The 17,174-nt window shown below is 67.8% G+C and carries 15 protein-coding genes; 8 read left to right on the top strand and 7 right to left on the bottom strand.

From position 1 onward, the window contains the following. From K5L94_RS03405 to K5L94_RS03395, 3 genes are all read right to left on the bottom strand, one after another. The gene (locus tag K5L94_RS03405; protein WP_414553777.1) at window positions 1-2,193 is read right to left on the bottom strand and encodes a TonB-dependent hemoglobin/transferrin/lactoferrin family receptor; all 2,193 of its coding nucleotides are present in this window, start codon (window positions 2,191-2,193) and stop codon (window positions 1-3) included. Between the two features lie 153 nt (window positions 2,194-2,346). Continuing rightward, entirely contained in the window at window positions 2,347-2,541 is a 195-nt protein-coding gene (gene hemP, locus K5L94_RS03400) for a hemin uptake protein HemP (RefSeq protein ID WP_005412278.1), read from the bottom strand. A gap of 217 nt (window positions 2,542-2,758) precedes the next feature. Further along, window positions 2,759-3,730, bottom strand: a complete 972-nt coding sequence (locus K5L94_RS03395; RefSeq protein WP_180878994.1) for an aldo/keto reductase — start codon at window positions 3,728-3,730, stop codon at window positions 2,759-2,761. Between the two features lie 193 nt (window positions 3,731-3,923). On the opposite strand from K5L94_RS03395, the gene K5L94_RS03390 reads away from it, so the two are divergent. Further along, window positions 3,924-5,222, top strand: coding sequence for a NupC/NupG family nucleoside CNT transporter (locus K5L94_RS03390; protein ID WP_004154263.1), 1,299 nt, complete (start codon window positions 3,924-3,926; stop codon window positions 5,220-5,222). A gap of 25 nt (window positions 5,223-5,247) precedes the next feature. Further along, window positions 5,248-6,213 (top strand): ribokinase, encoded by a 966-nt coding sequence (locus K5L94_RS03385; RefSeq protein ID WP_049456910.1) that lies wholly within the window; start codon window positions 5,248-5,250, stop codon window positions 6,211-6,213. 53 nt (window positions 6,214-6,266) lie between these two features. On the opposite strand, the gene K5L94_RS03380 is transcribed toward K5L94_RS03385, so the two are convergent. Further along, window positions 6,267-7,433, bottom strand: a complete 1,167-nt coding sequence (locus tag K5L94_RS03380) for an MFS transporter (RefSeq protein WP_238581851.1) — start codon at window positions 7,431-7,433, stop codon at window positions 6,267-6,269. Window positions 7,434-7,548: 115 nt separating this feature from the next. On the opposite strand from K5L94_RS03380, the gene K5L94_RS03375 reads away from it, so the two are divergent. The 4 genes from K5L94_RS03375 to K5L94_RS03360 all read left to right on the top strand — a co-directional run bounded on the left by K5L94_RS03375 (window position 7,549) and on the right by K5L94_RS03360 (window position 11,058). Next, on the top strand, window positions 7,549-8,466 hold the full coding sequence (locus K5L94_RS03375) for a LysR family transcriptional regulator (protein ID WP_053448824.1): 918 nt from the start codon (window positions 7,549-7,551) through the stop codon (window positions 8,464-8,466). Window positions 8,467-8,546: 80 nt separating this feature from the next. Further along, complete coding sequence (locus K5L94_RS03370) at window positions 8,547-8,978, top strand: hypothetical protein (protein WP_180879000.1); 432 nt, start codon at window positions 8,547-8,549, stop codon at window positions 8,976-8,978. Between the two features lie 147 nt (window positions 8,979-9,125). Continuing rightward, the gene (dusB, locus tag K5L94_RS03365) at window positions 9,126-10,121 is read left to right on the top strand and encodes a tRNA dihydrouridine synthase DusB (RefSeq protein ID WP_053451243.1); all 996 of its coding nucleotides are present in this window, start codon (window positions 9,126-9,128) and stop codon (window positions 10,119-10,121) included. A 109-nt stretch (window positions 10,122-10,230) separates the two neighbouring features. Further along, window positions 10,231-11,058: a methyltransferase domain-containing protein gene (locus K5L94_RS03360; RefSeq protein ID WP_049456913.1), complete on the top strand. Its 828-nt coding sequence runs from the start codon at window positions 10,231-10,233 to the stop codon at window positions 11,056-11,058. A 96-nt stretch (window positions 11,059-11,154) separates the two neighbouring features. Here K5L94_RS03360 and K5L94_RS03355 read toward each other — a convergent pair whose 3' ends face one another. The 3 genes from K5L94_RS03355 to olsF all read right to left on the bottom strand — a co-directional run bounded on the left by K5L94_RS03355 (window position 11,155) and on the right by olsF (window position 14,963). Next, window positions 11,155-12,222 (bottom strand): metal-dependent hydrolase, encoded by a 1,068-nt coding sequence (locus tag K5L94_RS03355; RefSeq protein WP_053448822.1) that lies wholly within the window; start codon window positions 12,220-12,222, stop codon window positions 11,155-11,157. Window positions 12,223-12,450: 228 nt separating this feature from the next. Continuing rightward, on the bottom strand, window positions 12,451-13,251 hold the full coding sequence (locus K5L94_RS03350) for a UDP-2,3-diacylglucosamine diphosphatase (RefSeq protein ID WP_053511963.1): 801 nt from the start codon (window positions 13,249-13,251) through the stop codon (window positions 12,451-12,453). Continuing rightward, window positions 13,248-14,963, bottom strand: coding sequence for a bifunctional ornithine lipid synthase OlsF (gene olsF, locus K5L94_RS03345; protein WP_053448820.1), 1,716 nt, complete (start codon window positions 14,961-14,963; stop codon window positions 13,248-13,250). Before olsF ends, K5L94_RS03350 begins: the two co-directional genes overlap by 4 nt. Window positions 14,964-15,288: 325 nt before the next feature. Here olsF and metK point away from each other — a divergent pair, with 325 nt between their 5' ends. After that, the gene (gene metK / locus K5L94_RS03340; RefSeq protein ID WP_004154246.1) at window positions 15,289-16,500 is read left to right on the top strand and encodes a methionine adenosyltransferase; all 1,212 of its coding nucleotides are present in this window, start codon (window positions 15,289-15,291) and stop codon (window positions 16,498-16,500) included. Between the two features lie 140 nt (window positions 16,501-16,640). Continuing rightward, complete coding sequence (locus K5L94_RS03335; protein WP_053448819.1) at window positions 16,641-17,147, top strand: acyl-CoA thioesterase; 507 nt, start codon at window positions 16,641-16,643, stop codon at window positions 17,145-17,147. The last annotated feature ends 27 nt before the right edge of the window (window positions 17,148-17,174 follow it).

Below are 17,174 nucleotides of genomic sequence, written 5' to 3'. Positions count from 1 at the left end.
TCACCAGGAAACGGCAAGGCTGGCGGAGAAGGTGCGGCCCGGGCTGGTATAGCGGTCCAGCACACGGCTGGTCGGCAGCAGCGTCGAACCGACGTTGGACCAATCGATGTAGCGCTTGTCGGCCAGGTTGAACACGCCGACATTGAAGGTCGCGCCCGGCGCGAAGTTCCAGTGCGCCATCAGGTCGGTCACGCCGTAGCCCGCCGGGCGATAGGCCGTGGTGCTGGCCAGCCGGTCCTTGCGCTTGACGAAGGTGCCAGCCAGCTCGACACCCCAGGTCTCGGTGTCGTACATCAGGCCGACGGTGCCGCGCAGCGGGTCGACCGAATCCAGCGGCGTGTCTTCGGTCTTGTTGTCGCCACGCGACCAGGCCACCGCACTGCGCAGCGCCCAGCCCTGCAGGGCCGGGCTGATCTGCCCGAAGTCGACACCGGCCTTCAGTTCGGCGCCGTAGATGCGCGCGTCGGCGATGTTGCGCGACTGGAACACCATCAGGCCCTGTGCGTTGGTGCCGACCAGCGACTGCGACTCGATGAAGTCCTTGTATTCGTTGTAGTAGCCACTGACGCTGACGTAGGCGGCCGGCGACAGGAAGCGCAGGCCCAGCTCCATGCCATCACTGGTTTCCGGCTTCAGGTCCGGATTGGGAATGGCGGTGTAGCCGAAGGCGAAGTTGGTGAAGCCGAGGTTGACGTCGTTGTACGGCGGCGAACGGAAGCCATGCGAGTAGCCGGCGAACAGCGACCATTCGTCGGTGAAGCGATAGACCATGCCCAGCTTCGGCGAGACACTGGTCTTGGTCAGCTTGGCCACCGGCACGCCGGGATTGTCCTCGGCAAAGATGTTGTCCACCTCCGGCTTCAGCTCGTAGCGGTCAACGCGCACGCCCGGCACCAGCGACAGCTTGCCGCCGGCCATGCGCATCTCATCCTGCGCGTAAAGGCCCAGCTCGGTGGTCTTGCTGATCGGGAAATCGCGCACCGGGAATGCATCCGGCAGGATGGTGGTGCTGGTCTGGCCGTTGGCCAGCACCTGGAAACCATCGCGCTTCTGGCGGATTTCGGTACGTGCGCCCTCGAAGCCGTAGGTCAACGCGTGTTCGACGCTGCCGGTGCTGAAGGCCTTGTTGAACTGCGCCTGCAGGCCGTACACGCGCTGGTCGAAAGTGAACTCGCGGTGGCGACGGCTGCGGTTGGCGCGGTCCTCGTCGGTGACCTGGGTGGTCTCGCTGTTCTGGCTGTACACCTGCCAGTGCAGGCTGTCGGCAAAGCCCTTGTCCAGCGCATCCATTTCATGGGCGAACGACACGCGGGTGCGGTTCTGCTTGTCGCGCGCCTTCATGCCGGTGGTGGTGGTGCGGTCGATCGACGACAGCACGTTGGTCTCGGTCTTGTCTTCGTTGCCTTCCACGGTCAGGCGGAAACGCTGGTCCTCGCTCGGCGCGTAGACCAGCTTGGCCAGGCCGCTGCGACCATCGCGGTCCTGCGGGTTGGGCGCAGTGCGGGTGTTGTCGAGGCTTCGCACGTCACCCTTGTTGACGGTTTCCTGGCCCTGGCGATGGTTGATGTTGACCATGCCGCTCCAGTGCTCGCCACCGAAGGCGGTGGTGACGCCGCCAAGCAGGCCCTTCCACTCGCCGTCATAGCCGAACTTCAGGCCGACGTAGCTGTCCTTGCCGTCCTTCAGGTAGTCGGCCGGATCCTTGGTGACGAACGCGACCACGCCGCCGAGCGCGTCCGAGCCATACAACGAGCTGGCCGGACCGCGCACGATCTCCACGCGCTTGAGCGTGTCCAGGTCGGTGAAGTTGCGGTTGGCATTGGAGAACGAACCAATGTTGAAGCTGGTCGGCATCGCGATGCCATCGGTCTGCACGCGCACGCGGTTGCCGTCCAGGCCACGGATGCGGATGCTGCCGAGGCCGAAGCGGGCCGCGCTGCGGTTGACCGACAGGCCCGGCTCGTAACGCAGCAGGTCCTTGATGTCCTGCACCAGGTGCCGGTCCATCTGCTCGCGGTCGATCACATCGACCGTGGCGGCCACATCACTCACCGCACGCTCGGTGCGGGTGGCGGTGACCTGCACGCGATCAAATTCGCGCGCGTCGGGCGCGGCGGTGGCAGCGGCGGCAGCATGGGCGGACAGCGGCAGGGCCATCCAGACAGCAAGGCAAAGGGCGGTATGGCGGGTCATCGGTTTCGTTCGGTCAGGCAAGGGAACCCCCGGTTACCGGCACACCCGGAGGATGCGCGCGATAGACCGAGGGGGAGAGAGCGGGCGCGGACGGGTCGCCCACCCTGTCGGCGTTGCCGGCAGGAGGGAGGGAGGCGGGCGACCAGGCCGCGGTTACTTGGTCAGGATCAGCTTGTCGTTGCTGGTGTGCCGCAGGCGATAGAAGCGGTCGCCGTGCTGGATCAGGATTTCACGACGGCCCTTGAGCAGGGCTTCGCTGTCGATGACCTCTTCCGGCGGAACGACGCGGACCGGACGATCGCGGAGGGTCAGCGTTTCGGGGCGCAGCAGTACAGGTTGAGCATTCATGAGCATCTGGACTCGTGCGAGGGACGAGTTAAATGATAATGATTCTCAGTTGACAATCAACAACCATTCTCAATTTGATTGATGAGATTAATGATCGAATCCGGAAATTCGATAGCTTCTATCAATCAAAATGGCGTGGCGCTTTTGTAGAGTCGAGCCCTGCTCGACTGCTCTCCCAGGGCCGGAGTCGAGCATGGCTCGACTCTACAAAGGGCAGTCAGGCGAAGACGGCTTCGACCTGGGCCCAGCCGGCGGCATCGACCTGCTCCAGCACCTCCAGCGCCTGCAGGTTCTGCAGCAGCTGGCTGACCCGGCTGGCGCCGAGGATCACGCTGGAGACGTTCGGGTTGCGCAGGCACCAGGCAATGGCCAGGGTGGCCGGGGACTGGCCCAGCGCACGCGCCACCTCGCTGAAGCGGCGCACCTGGCCCAGCCGGGCCTCGGCGTCCGCCCCCAGCACCATGTCCTGCAACCACTCCATGCCCGGGCGGCCCAGCCGCGCATCGGCCGGGATGCCCTGGTCGTACTTGCCGGTCAACAGGCCCGAGGCCAGCGGCGAGAAGATGGTGGTCCCCAGGCCGGCACGCGCATACAGCGGTGCGTACTCCAGCTCTACCCGCTCGCGGTGCAGCAGGTTGTACTGCGGCTGCTCCATCGACGGTCCCTGCAGGTTGTGCGCCTCGGCGATGTCCAGCGCCTGCTGGATCTGCGCGGCCGACCACTCCGAGGTGCCCCAGTAGAGGATCTTGCCCTGCCGCACCAGCGTGTCCATGGCGTGCACGGTCTCGGCGATCGGGGCGTCCGGATCCGGGCGGTGGCAGTAATAAAGGTCCAGGTACTCCACCCGCAGGCGCTTGAGCGCGGCATGGCAGGCATCGGTCACATGCTTGCGCGACAGGCCGCGCTGGGTCGGCCGCGGGTCCTTGGCGCTGCCGAAGAACACCTTGCTGGACACGCAGAAACCGTCGCGCGGCAGGCGCAGGTCGCTGATCACGTCACCCATCACCTGTTCGGCGCGGCCGTTGGCGTAGCCCTCGGCGTTGTCGAAGAAGTTGACACCGTGGTCCCAGGCGGCCGCCACCAGGTTGCGCGCCTCGTCGCGCGGAATCTGGTCCCCGAAGGTCACCCAGGCACCGAAGGACAGGGCGGAAATCGGCAGGCCGGTGGAGCCCAGGCGACGGTATTGCATGCGAATCTCCTGCTGCGGGCCCGCATCCGGGCCGGGATCGAGCCTCATTCTACCTGCCGCTGCCGGCCGCAACCCCTTGCCGTTGCTGGCCTGATCGGTACCGATGGACGCCTGCACGTTGCTTTTCCTTGCCCCGGCCCCAGCCCTGCACTAGGCTTCCCGTTTTTCGCGACGCCCCAGGGGAGTCACTCACATGGTCGAAGGTTTGGGCAGGATCGGCTTCGGCCTGTTCGGGTTGGCGGTGCTGATCGGCATCACCTGGTTGTTTTCCAACAACAAGCGCGCGGTTGACTGGAAGCTGGTTGCCACCGGTATCACCCTGCAGATCGCCTTCGCGGCGCTGGTGATCCTGGTGCCGGGCGGGCGCGACGTGTTCGATGCGCTGGGCCACGGCTTCGTCAAGGTGCTGAGCTTCGTCAACGAAGGCTCGGGTTTCATCTTCGGCTCGTTGATGGACACCAAGAACTACGGCTTCATCTTCGCCTTCCAGGTGCTGCCGACCATCATCTTCTTCTCGGCGCTGATGGGCGTGATGTACCACCTGAACATCATGCAGGCGATCGTGCGCGTGATGGCATGGGCAATCACCAAGGTGATGCGCGTGTCCGGTGCGGAAACCACCAGCGTCTGCGCCAGCGTCTTCATCGGCCAGACCGAGGCGCCGCTGACCGTGCGCCCGTACATCGCCAAGATGACCCAGTCCGAGCTGCTGACCATGATGATCGGCGGCATGGCCCACATCGCCGGCGGCGTGCTGGCGGCCTACGTGGGCATGCTCGGCGGCGGCGACCCGGTGCAGCAGGCGTTCTACGCCAAGCACCTGCTGGCGGCCAGCATCATGGCCGCGCCGGCCACCCTGGTCGTGGCCAAGCTGCTGATTCCGGAAACCGGCACCCCGCTGACCCGCGGCACGGTGAAGATGGAAGTGGAGAAGACCTCCAGCAACATCATCGATGCGGCCGCGGCCGGCGCCGGTGACGGCCTGAAGCTGGCGCTGAACATCGGCGCGATGCTGCTGGCCTTCATCGCCCTGATCGCACTGCTGAACGCCCCGCTGACCTGGCTCGGCGATGTGACCGGCCTGGCGGCCGCGATCGGCAAGCCGACCAACCTGTCGACCATCTTCGGTTACGTGCTGGCCCCGATCGCCTGGGTGATCGGCACGCCGTGGGCCGATGCCACCACCGTCGGTTCGCTGATCGGCCAGAAGGTCGTGATCAACGAATTCGTCGCCTACACCGAGCTGTCGCAGATCGTGAACGGCCAGGTGGCCGGCGTGAGCCTGTCCGACGAGGGCCGCCTGATCGCCACCTACGCGCTGTGCGGCTTCGCCAACTTCAGCTCGATCGCGATCCAGATCGGCGGCATCGGTGGCCTGGCCCCGGAACGTCGCCACGACCTGGCCAAGTTCGGCCTGCGCGCGGTGCTGGGCGGTACCATTGCCACCTTCATGACGGCGACCATCGCCGGCGTGCTGACGCACTTCAGTTGAACCCTTGGTTGAGAAAAGATTCCCTATGAGCAGCAGTGTCGTTGTCGTCGGTTCCTTCAATGTCGATCACGTGTGGCGGTGCGAGTCGCTGCCGGCACCGGGTGCGACCATTGCCGGCCGCTACAGCACCGGCCCCGGTGGCAAGGGCTTCAACCAGGCCGTGGCGGCCTGCCGCGCCGGCGCCGACACGCACTTCGTGTGCGCGCTGGGCGATGACGCCGGTGGCGCCACGGCACGCGAACTGGCCGCGCACGATGGCTTCGGGCTGATCGCCGAAGCCAGCAGCGAGCCGACCGGCACCGCGGGCATCTACGTCGACGCCCGCGGCCGCAACACCATCGTGATCGGCCCGGGCGCCAATGCCGCGCTCAGCACCGACTTCCTGCACCAGCAGCAGGCGCTGCTGACCGGCGCCAAGGTGGTGCTGGTGCAGCTGGAATCGCCGGTGCCGACCATCGAAGCGGCGCTGGCCACCGCGCGCGAGGCCGGTGTCACCACCGTGCTCAACACCGCGCCGGCCGATGCCCCCTCGACCATCGGCCTGCTCAAGCTGGCCGATGTGATCACCCCGAACGAGACCGAGTTCGCCGCCCTGCTCGGCCGCCACGTCGGTGAGCGCGTGGACGCCAACGACGTTGCCGCGCTGGACGGTGCCAGCCTGCACGCGCTGTGCCGCAAGCTGGTCGGCAACGGTACGGTGGTGGTGACCCTGGGCTCGGTGGGCGTATTCGTCTCGCATGCCGAAGAAAACCTGCGCGGCGATACCCAGCCGTACTACCGCGTGGGTGCCGAACAGGTGCAGGCGATCGACACCACCGGTGCCGGCGATGCCTTCAACGGTGCGCTGGCCGCGTCGCTGGCGCAGGTGGCCGATGCCCCGTTCGCGCGCCATGTGCGCTTCGCCAACCAGTTCGCTGGCCGTTCGACCGAGAAGGAAGGCGCCGCTGCGGCGATGCCACGCTTCACCCCGGCCGACGCAGAAGTGAAGTAGATCCACGCCCTGTGTGGATGAACGAGCCCGGGCATGCGGATGCCCGGGCTTTTTCATGGTTCCTCCGCACGCCGCAACAGCCGCCCCGCTGCTATCGCCAGCAGCGCCACGCCGGCAGCCACCATGCCCAGCGAGCCCAGGCCCCAGCGCTCGATGGCACCGCTACCGAGCAGCGCGCCCAGCCCGATACCGGCATTGGCCGCCGACACGTTCAAGGTGCCGGCCAGCGCCTGGGCCTGCGGCGCCGCACGCATCACCCGTACCTGGCACAGCGGGAACAGCGCGGTATGCGCCACGCCCCACAGCGCCAGTGCGATCAACGCCCACGCGCCGTGTAAGGTCAGTCCAATGCTGCCCAGCACGCCCAGCGCCAGCACTGCGCAGAACACCAGCGTCGCGCCCAGTGGTGCACGATCCACCCAACGCCCGCCCAGTGCATTGCCGAGCAAGCCGACCGCGCCGAAGCCCATCAGCCACCAGCCCACCTGCGCGGCGGGAACCTGCAACAGGCGTTCGAGTACATCGGCCAGATAGGTATAGGCGGCGAACATCGCGGTGAACACCAGCACCGACAGCAGCACGTTGCCGAGCAGCCAGGGCTGGCGCAGCACGCGTGCCTGCTCGCGCAGCGCGCGACGCGGTCCGGCCTCGGTGTCCGGCATCCACAGCGCCAATGCCACCGACATCAACAGCGACAAAGCGGCCAGCAACCAGAAGCTGCCGCGCCAGCCGATGGCGTCGGCGGCCAGCGTCCCCAGCGGGATACCGAACAGCATTGCGGCGGTGATGCCCAGATACACCCGCGCCACTGCGCGCCCGCCCTGCCCCGCAGGTGCCAGTTGCGCGGCGGTTTCACTGGCGGTGCCCCAGAACACCGGCAGCGCCAGTGCCGGCAGCACCCGTGCCAGCGCCAGCAGCCACGGCTGCGTGGCCATCGCGGCCAGCGCATTGGAGCCGGCGAACAGCAGCAGGATGGCCACGAACAAGCGGCGCCGGTCGACGTGTGAGAGCAGCGCGGTCAGGGGTGGCCCGGCCAGCATCACGGTGAACGCAAACAGGGTGACCAGGTAACCGGCTCGGGCGATGCCCAGGCCGAGGTCGCGCGCCAGGGCCGGCAGCAGGCCGACGATCAGGAACTCGGTGGTGACGATGACGAAGGCGGACACCGCCAGCAGAACGACCGACAGGCCTGCGCGGACGTTGCCGTGTGCAGCGGGCATGGGGGAATCGAGGGAGGCCATGTAAGTGGGTGCAGGAACAGGGGCCGCCAGCCTATTTCCTCCCCGGGTTCCTATTACTGCTATGTTTTCCACCCATTCCGGACAGAATTTCCCAATGCTTCCCACCGAGCGCCTGCGCGGCATCGAGGCCTTCGTCGCCACCGCCGAGGCCGGCAGTTTCACCGCTGCCGCCGAGCGCCTGCACCTGACCAGCTCGGCGGTGGGCAAGACCATCGCGCGGCTGGAGGCGCGACTGGGCGCGCGGTTGTTTGAACGCAGCACCCGACGCTTGCGCCTGACCGAGGCCGGCGAAGGTTTCCATCGCACCTGCGTGCGGGTGCTGGGTGAGCTGGCCGATGCCGAATCGGTGCTGGCCGCGCACGCCGATGCGCCGGTGGGCCGCCTGCGCGTGGATGCACCGGCCACCTTCGGCCGCCTGAAGGTCTGGCCGCTGCTGCTGCAGTTGGCCGACGAATTTCCGCACCTGCGGCCGCAGGTGACCTTCAGTGACCGCTTCATCGACCTGGCCGAGGATGGTATCGATCTGGCGGTACGCATCGGTGGACCGGAGCCACTGCCGGCCACGCTGGGCAGCCGCCTGCTCGGCCATGAACGACTGCGCTTCTGTGCGTCCCCGGCCTACCTGCAGCGACAGGGGCTGCCGGCATCCGCTGCCGAGCTGGCCGACCATGATGGCGTGCTGTTCGGCCGAGCCGACGGCAGCGTCGGCCCGTGGCAGGTCGCCGATGCCGGCAAGCGCAGCGCTCCGCTGCAGGCCCGCGCACGGTTGGTGGTCGGCAGCGCCGAGGCGCAGCTGGCAGCGGTCGAGGCCGGCTTCGGTATCGCCCAGTTGGCCTCCTGGCTGGTCGACGACGCATTGGCACGCGGCAGCCTGGTGTCGATCCTGCCGGCGCTGGACTGCCCCGGCCTGCCGTTGCGCCTGCTGTGGCCGCAGGGCCGGCAGCGGCTGCCGCGCGTGGACGTGGCACTGGACCGGCTCGGCGCCGGCCTGCGGATCGATCCCGCACGGTGACCCGGCTGCGGCCACCTGTCGCATTGCCCATGCAGCGCCCCTCGCCCACCATCCGCGCAGCTTCCTTGCTCGGGCAGGACATGGACGGATTCCCCTGGTTGCTGGCTGCCGCCGCCGGTAGTGCCATTGCGGCCCTGTTGCATATCGGCTGCATCGCCTTCGGCGCTCCCTGGTACAGATGCTTCGGTGCTGGCCCACGCATGGTCCGGCTGGCGCAGGCCGGGCATTGGTGGCCGCCGCTGATGACTGCCGGCATCACCGCCGTGCTGGTGGGCTGGACCCTGTATGCCCTGGCCGGCGCCGGCTGGCACTCGCCACTGCCGGCCAGCCGCTGGGTGCTGCCCGCCATCGCTGCAGTGTTGCTGCTGCGCGCGGCGATGGGCTTCGGCCTGGCGCTGTTCCGCCCCGGCTACAACGGCGCGCGCTTCTGGGCGATCAGCTCGCTGGTCTGCCTGGGTCTGGGGCTGGCCTTCGCCGTGGGTACCCGGCAGGCCTGGCAGAGCCTGGGTTAGCCGGCCACGATCACCCGCCCCTGGGGGCGGCGGAAGCAACCGTCAAGCATCTGCTGATGCCGGTACGGCATGAGGTCGGTGCCGATCGGCCTGAACCGGACCGCGCCCGACACGGCCGTACCGCCGCCCGCGCCCTACAATGGGCGCATGCAGATCGGCCCGTACACCATTGCCCCCAACGTCGTGCTGGCGCCCATGGCCGGCGTCACCGACAAGCCCTTCCGCCTGCTGTGCAAACGGCTGGGCGCGGGCCTGGCCGCCTCGGAAATGACCATCAGCGACCCGCGCTTCTGGAACACGCGCAAGTCGATCCACCGCATGGACCATGACGGCGAACCGGCACCGATCAGCGTGCAGATCGCCGGCACCGAGCCGCAGCAGCTGGCCGAGGCTGCGCGCTACAACGTGGACCACGGCGCGCAGATCATCGACATCAACATGGGTTGCCCGGCCAAGAAGGTGTGCAATGCCTGGGCCGGCTCGGCGCTGATGCGCGACGAGCAGCTGGTGGCGCGCATCCTCGAAGCGGTGGTCAACGCGGTGGACGTGCCGGTCACGCTGAAGATCCGCACCGGCTGGGACTGCGACCACCGCAATGGCCCGCTGATCGCGCGCATTGCCGAGGACAGCGGCATCGCCGCGCTGGCCGTGCATGGCCGCACCCGCGACCAGCATTACACCGGCCAGGCCGAGTACGGCACCATCGGCGAGATCAAGGCCGCGCTGCGCATCCCGGTGATCGCCAACGGCGATATCGATTCGCCGCAGAAGGCCGCCTTGGTGCTGAAGCAGACCGGCGTGGATGCGGTGATGATCGGCCGCTCCGCGCAGGGCCGGCCGTGGATCTTCCGCGAGGTGGCGCATTACCTGGCCACCGGCGAGGAACTGCCGCCGCCGTCGCTGGCCGAGGTGCGCGACATCCTGCTCGGCCACCTGCATGCGCTGCATGCGTTCTATGGCGAACCGCAGGGCGTGCGCATCGCGCGCAAGCACCTGGGCTGGTATGCCAAGGACCGGCCAGAGAATGCTGCCTTCCGCGCGGTGGTCAACCGCGCCGAAGACCCGCAGAGCCAGATCGCGCTGACCACCGAGTACTTCGATCGCCTGATCGCCGGGGAACCGGCGATGCCTTCCGCCGCCTGACTGCGCCAGCCGCCTCGTAACCTGCCCGCCTGCCTTGATCCGTAGAGTCGAGCTTGCTCGACTGGCTTTCCCGAACAGTCGAGCAAGCTCGACTCTACAAGAGCACACCATGACGCCGCCGATCTCTTCCCCGACCTACCTGCACGGATTCTCCGGCACCGAACAGCAGCGCCTGATGACCCAGGCGCGCCTGCTGGAATCGAGCATCTTCGGCCAGATCGACTACGGCGGTGCGCGTCGCCTGCTGGAAGTGGGCAGCGGCGTCGGTGCGCAGACCGAGATCCTGCTGCGCCGCTTCCCCGAGCTGCACGTGACCGGCGTGGACCTGAGCGAAACGCAGCTGGCCACCGCACGCGAGAATCTGGCGCGCACGCCGTGGTGCAGCGACCGCTACACCCTGCAGCAGGCCGATGCCGGCGAACTGCCGTTCGACGCCCGCACCTTCGATTCGGCGTTCCTGTGCTGGGTACTGGAACACGTGCCGTCACCGGCGCGCGTGCTGAGCGAAGTGCGCCGTGTGCTGGCACCGGGCTCCCCGGTGTACATCACCGAGGTGATGAATGCCTCGTTCCTGCTCGATCCGTATTCGCCCCACATCTGGCGCTACTGGATGGCCTTCAATGACTTCCAGTACGACCACGGCGGCGACCCGTTCGTCGGTGCCAAGCTGGGCAACCTGCTGCTGGCCGGCGGTTTCCGCGACGTGCATACCGAGATCAAGACCATCCACCTGGACAACCGTGAGCCGGCCCGACGCAAGACGATGATCGCGTTCTGGGAGCAGCTGCTGCTGTCGGCGGCCGACCAGCTGCTGCAGGCCGGGCTGGTGGACGAGGAGACCGTGGAGGGCATGCGCCGCGAGTTCCGTCTGGTGCAGAACGACCCGAACGCGGTGTTCTTCTATTCGTTCGTGCAGGGCCGCGCGACGGTGTATTGAGCCGACGTTCTACTGCCAATTGAGGCAGTAGAGCCACGCCATGCGTGGCTGCCGCCGCCGATGCACCGCCATCCACGCATGGCGTGGATCTACGGATCAATGCACGGCGGCGTGGTCGACCGCACCCGGCGATGTCGCCGGCTCCTGCCAGATCCGCTGCCACATCGCGGCCAACCGGCGACCGACGTCAGCGCGCGCGGCAGGACTGCTGTAATCCATGCGCAACTGCTCGGGCCTGATCGCCCGCCATTGCCCATCGACCTGCTCGGCCACCGCGAAGTTGAAGGTGTAGTCGGGCTCCAGGCCCATGCGCAGATCGCTCAGCACCAACCGGCCCTCCACCACCTGCGCACGCATGAAACCGCGGTTGAACCACTGCAGCCGCTGCACGGCTGGAATCGCAGATGCTTCGCGCAAGGCCTGCACGTTGGACGGATGGCCCTCGAACCGCATCGGGCCCTGGTCGGCCACCAGCGAGCGGTCCCCGACCACGTAGCCATTCGGCGTCATTGCCACCACCCGCCACAGCAGGGTGTTGAACGGCATCGGCACCGAGAAGCGCGGCGCATCGCCCAGGCCCATCGCGGCCAGGCTCTGTTGGGCGGCACGATCGACCTGCGCCTTGGCCATCAGGCCCCAGCCCAGGTAGCCGCTGCTGACCAGCAGGGCCACGCCCAGCGCCTTGCCCGCCCACGGCCGCGCGCGGCCGAACCAGGCCAGCACGCAGCCCAGCAGCAGCCACACGGTATAGGCCGGGTCGATGATGAAGACGCTGGAGCCCATCGTCGGGTGCGGCCGCAACGGCCACCACAGCTGGGTGCCGTAGACGGTGAACGCATCCAGCAGCGGATGGGTGACCAGCGCCAGCTGGATCGCCCAGAACCAGCGTACCGGTGACTGCGCGACCCGGCCGTTGCCGAAGCGCTTGAACAGCCACCAGATCAGCGCCGCCACCCACGGCAGCACCAGCAGCGAATGGCTGAAGCTGCGGTGGTCGACCATGTTGGCGACCGGGTCGGCCGCAGTGAAGCCCAGCCACAGGGCGTCGAGGTCGGGCAGGGTGCCGAGCGCGGCACCGGCCAGCAGGGCCGCGCGGCGATGGCCGGGCGGTGCGATGGCAGCGGCGACGGCGCCACCGAGCACGATCTGGGTCAGGGAGTCCATTGGCCGATGCTAGCGCGATGGCCGCGCGTTTGTAGAGTCGAGCTTGCTCGACTGTTCCGCCCCTGTAGAGTCGAGCTTGCTCGACTGTTCCGCCCCTGTAGAGTCGAGCTTGCTCGACTGTTCCGCCCCTGTAGAGTCGAGCTTGCTCGACTGTTCCGCCCCTGTAGAGTCGAGCTTGCTCGACTGCGGATAGAGCAGTCGAGCAAGCTCGACTCTACAAGAGCAGGTTCAGGCCGCCTGCGACAGGCGCGCGCCCGGCAGCTCCACCAGGGTCTGGCCGTTGTGGTCGAGCAGGCGCAGCGCGCCGTCATGGTCTTCGGCCAGCGCGGTCAGGCTCTCCACCCAGTCGCCATCATTGGCGTAGACCAGGCCATCGCGTTCAATCAGCGCGGCACGATGGATATGCCCGCAGACGATGCCATCCAGGCCACGCCGCCGCACGTCATCCAGCCCGGCCTGCACGAAGCGCTCGATATAGCGCTCGGCCGCACCACTGCGCTTCTTCAGGAACTCCGACAGCGACCAGTAGCGCATGCCCAGCCGGCGGCGCACGGCGTTCAGCGCCTGGTTGCCGGTCAGGATGCGGTAGTACAGCCAGTCGCCGAACTTTTCCTGCAGCCCGCCGAAATGGGTCACGCCGTCGTAGTCGTCGCCATGCGCCACCAGCAGCCGGCGGCCGTCGGCGGTCACGTGGATCGCGCGTCGGCGCACCTGCATCGCCGGCAGCATCAGCCCGCACACCTGGCGCAGCGATGCATCGTGGTTGCCTGGGATGTAGATGATCTCGGTGCCGGCCCGGCGCAGCGCATGCAGGGCCTGGATGACTTCGCTGTGCGACTGCCGCCAGTTGGCGCGGCGATGGGCCATCCACCACAGATCGATGATGTCGCCGACCAGGTACAGGCGTTCGCAGCGCAGCTGCGAGAGGAACCGCGCCAGCTCGCTGGCGTGGCAATGACGTGAACCCAGGTGCACGTCGGAGACGAACACTGCGCGCCGGTGCGGCGACAGGTTCGCCGGCGCGCTCATGCCGCCGCCCCCGCGTCGCGCAGGTAGCGTTTGCGCTTGTTGGGCCGGATCGCACACAGGTCCACTTCGATCAGGCCGTCGATCGAGTCACTGAAATCCGGGTCGACACCGAAGGCAAGGAAGCGCGCACCGCCGGGTTCGCACAGATCGGTGTACTGCCGGTACAGCGTCGGCACGCCGGTGCCGAGTGCGGCCAGGTTGGCCTTCAGCACATCGAATGCAGCGCCTGCATCCAGTTCACCGAAGCTCGGCGGCGCGGCGAAGTACTGGAACGGCCGGTTGGACTCGGCCAGGCCGGCGGTACCGCTGTAATAGCGCTGGTAGTACGCCACCAGCTGCTCGCGCGCATCACGCGGCAGCGCGGCGCTGATCGACACGGCGCCGAACAGGTAGCGGATGCCCGGCCGGCACTGCAGGTAGGCACCGATGCCCTGCCACAGGTAGTCCAGGCTGCGGCTGCCCCAGTAGTCGGGCACCACGAAGCTGCGCCCCAGTTCCAGGCCCTCGGCGATGTGGGTGATGGCGTCGTCGGAGTAGCGGAACAGCGACGCGCTGTAGAGGCCGGACAGGCCGTGCCGGGCCAGTGCCTGCGCACCGCGCATGATCCGGTAGGCGCCGGCAATGCGCTGCGCGGTGGCGTCCCAGATCACGATGTGCTCGTACTGCGGATCGTAGTCGTCCAGGTCGCGGCTGCGCCCGGTGCCCTCGCCCACCTGGCGGAAGGTCAGTTCACGCAGACGGCCCAGCTCCAGCAGCAACGGCGAATCGGCGGTGCAGGTCGCCAGCAGGATCTGCTTGCCATCGGCGGTCTGGCCCAGCTGGGTCGCCGCGGCGATGCCGGCGGCCACCTGCGAAGGCGGCACCGGCGATGCCAGCGGCTCGGGTCCGGCGCAGGCAACCGCCCCGCCGGTCTCGCCATTGCGGCCCAGCGCATACAGCGCGCGACGCACCGCCAACAGCTGCGCCCCGGGATCGCCCGCCTTGCCTAGCTGCATCGGCTCGCCGATGCTCAGCCGCAGCGGACGGCCACGGCGGGTGAACATCTCGCGTGCCAGCAGCGCGGTGCCAGCCGGCTTGAACAGGGTCGAAGCGCCGTAGAACAGCGCCGAGTTGCGCGCCTCCACCCGCACCGGCAGCACTGGCGCGCCCGCAGCGCGGGCGAAGCGCACGAAACCGCGCTGCCAGCGACCATCGCGGATGCCGCGCAGCGACAGCCGCGAGACTTCGCCGGCCGGGAACACGATCACGCACTGCTCGGCGGCCAGCGCCTCTTCAACCGCATGCAGGCTGCCACGCTGCGCCTTGCCACCGAGGATGCGCACCGGCAGCAGCAGATCCTGCAGCGGCGCGATCGCGCCCAGCAGGTCGTTGGCCACGATCCGCACGTCGCGGCGGATGCGGCCGACCGCGTCCAGCAGGGCCAGCGCGTCCAGGGCACCGGAGGGATGGTTGGCGACGATAAGCAGGCGGCCGGTGGCCGGGATCTTCGCCAGTGCGGCCGGGTCCACCTGGTACTGGCCGTCGATGAATTCCAGGCCGGCGGCGACGAAGCCGAATCCGCGCAGGCCTGCGCTGCGCTGCAGGAAGGCTTCGATCTGGTCCAGCCGCGACCAGCGGCCGACGCTGCGCAGCAACGGCCGCGCCAGCTGGCCACGGCGGCCATGGAACCAATCGGGGAAGCGTTGCTGAAGGCGCTGTTCGAGTTCCTGCATGGCGGTTCCATTCATGCCCGGCGGCCGGTTTGGCCGACAGCCTGCGCCCGGCAGGCGGCAGCCATGTGGCGGTTTCGGGGCAGAACGATGACCGCAGACCGGGCGTCGCAGGCGGCGCGGCCGGGGCCGTCAGGCCACCGGCCCGTTGTCACGCTGGTGGAACACTGGGCACCGAGGCTGGGGCCCAATCCTGCGGGGACGGCCCCTGGCGGGCCTACACGGCCTTAACCACCGCCAACCGGTACAGGTTCACAATGCACAGGCGGCGCACCCCGTGTATCATGCGCGCCCATCTTTCCATCCGAATCAAGGGATATACCGCCTGATGTCCAGCTATCTCTTCACCTCCGAGTCGGTCTCTGAAGGCCATCCGGACAAGGTTGCCGACCAGATCTCCGATGCGGTGCTGGACGCGATCCTGACCCAGGACCAGCGCGCCCGCGTGGCCTGCGAGACCATGGTCAAGACCGGTGTTGCCATTGTCGCCGGTGAGATCACCACCAGCGCCTGGATCGACCTGGAAGCGCTGACCCGCAAGGTCATCACGGACATCGGCTACGACAGCTCCGAGGTCGGCTTCGACGGCGCCACCTGCGGCGTGCTGAACCTGATCGGCAAGCAGTCGCCGCACATCGCCCAGGGCGTGGACCGCAAGAAGCCGGAAGAAATGGGCGCGGGCGACCAGGGCCTGATGTTCGGCTACGCCACCAACGAGACCGACAGCTACATGCCGGCCGCGATCCACCTGTCGCACCGCCTGGTCGAGCAGCAGGCCAAGATCCGCAAGAAGCGCAACTCGCCGCTGTCGTGGCTGCGCCCGGACGCCAAGAGCCAGGTCACCCTGCGCTATGAAAACGGCGTGGTCTCGGCCATCGACGCCGTGGTGCTGTCGACCCAGCACGCCCCGGGCATCAAGCAGAAGGACCTCATCGAGGCCGTCCGCGAAGAGATCATCAAGCCGGTGCTGCCGGCCAAGTGGCTGCACAAGGGCACCAAGTTCCACATCAACCCGACCGGCAAGTTCGAGATCGGCGGCCCGGTGGGCGACTGCGGCCTGACCGGCCGCAAGATCATCGTCGACACCTACGGCGGCTGGGCCCGTCACGGTGGTGGCGCGTTCTCCGGCAAGGACCCGTCCAAGGTCGACCGTTCGGCAGCCTACGCGGCCCGCTACGTCGCCAAGAACGTGGTTGCCGCCGGCCTGGCCGACCGTTGCGAAGTGCAGGTTTCCTACGCCATCGGCGTGGCTGAGCCGACCTCGATTTCGGTCACCACCTTCGGCACCGGCAAGATCAGCGACGACAAGATCGAGAAGCTGATCCGCAAGCACTTCGACCTGCGCCCGTACGGCATCATCAAGATGCTGGACCTGGTGCACCCGATGTACCAGCAGACCGCCGCCTACGGCCACTTCGGCCGCAAGCCGAAGGAGTTCAGCTACCTCAACGGCGAAGGCGAGACCGTCAACGCCACGGCCTTCTCCTGGGAGAAGACCGACCGCGCCGCCGCCCTGCGCGCCGATGCGAAGCTGAAGTAAGAAACACGAAGGGCCGCTCACGCGGCCCTTCTGCTTTCTGTAGAGCCGGCCGCTGGCCGGCTTTTTCATGGCTTCTGGAAACCATCGCGTGGTTGCCGGCCAGCGGCCGGCACTACCCGGTAACCGATACAATCCGGCGCATGTCGACCGAACTGAAAACCCACCAGCTGTCCATGACCGTGCTGATGTCGCCGGAGATGGCCAATTTCTCCGGCAAGGTCCACGGCGGTGCGATCCTGCGCCTGCTCGACCAGGTCGCCTACGCCTGCGCCAGCCGCTACGCCGGCAGCTACGTGGTCACCCTGTCGGTGGACCAGGTGATGTTCCGCCAGCCCATCGCGGTGGGCGAGCTGGTCACCTTCCTGGCCTCGGTGAACCATACCGGCACCTCGTCGATGGAGATCGGCATCAAGGTGGTGGCCGAAGACATCCTCAAGCGCAGCGTCCGCCACGCCAACAGCTGCTTCTTCACCATGGTGGCGGTGGATGAAGAGGGCCGGCCTACACCGGTGCCAACCTTGCAGCCATCCACATCGGACGAGAAGCGCCGCCAGGCCGCCGCGCAGATCCGCCGCCAGCTGCGCCAGGAAATGGAACAGCGCCATCTGGAACTGCTGGCGTCGAACCCGCCTTCGCCTGAAGAGTGATCGAGTGGCAGCGGTGGTCACTGCACG

This window comes from Stenotrophomonas forensis (genome assembly GCF_028752115.1).
GTDB lineage: Bacteria > Pseudomonadota > Gammaproteobacteria > Xanthomonadales > Xanthomonadaceae > Stenotrophomonas > Stenotrophomonas forensis.
The sequence above is the reverse complement of the archived record's forward strand: the minus strand, read 5'-3'. Positions and strand labels throughout refer to the sequence as shown.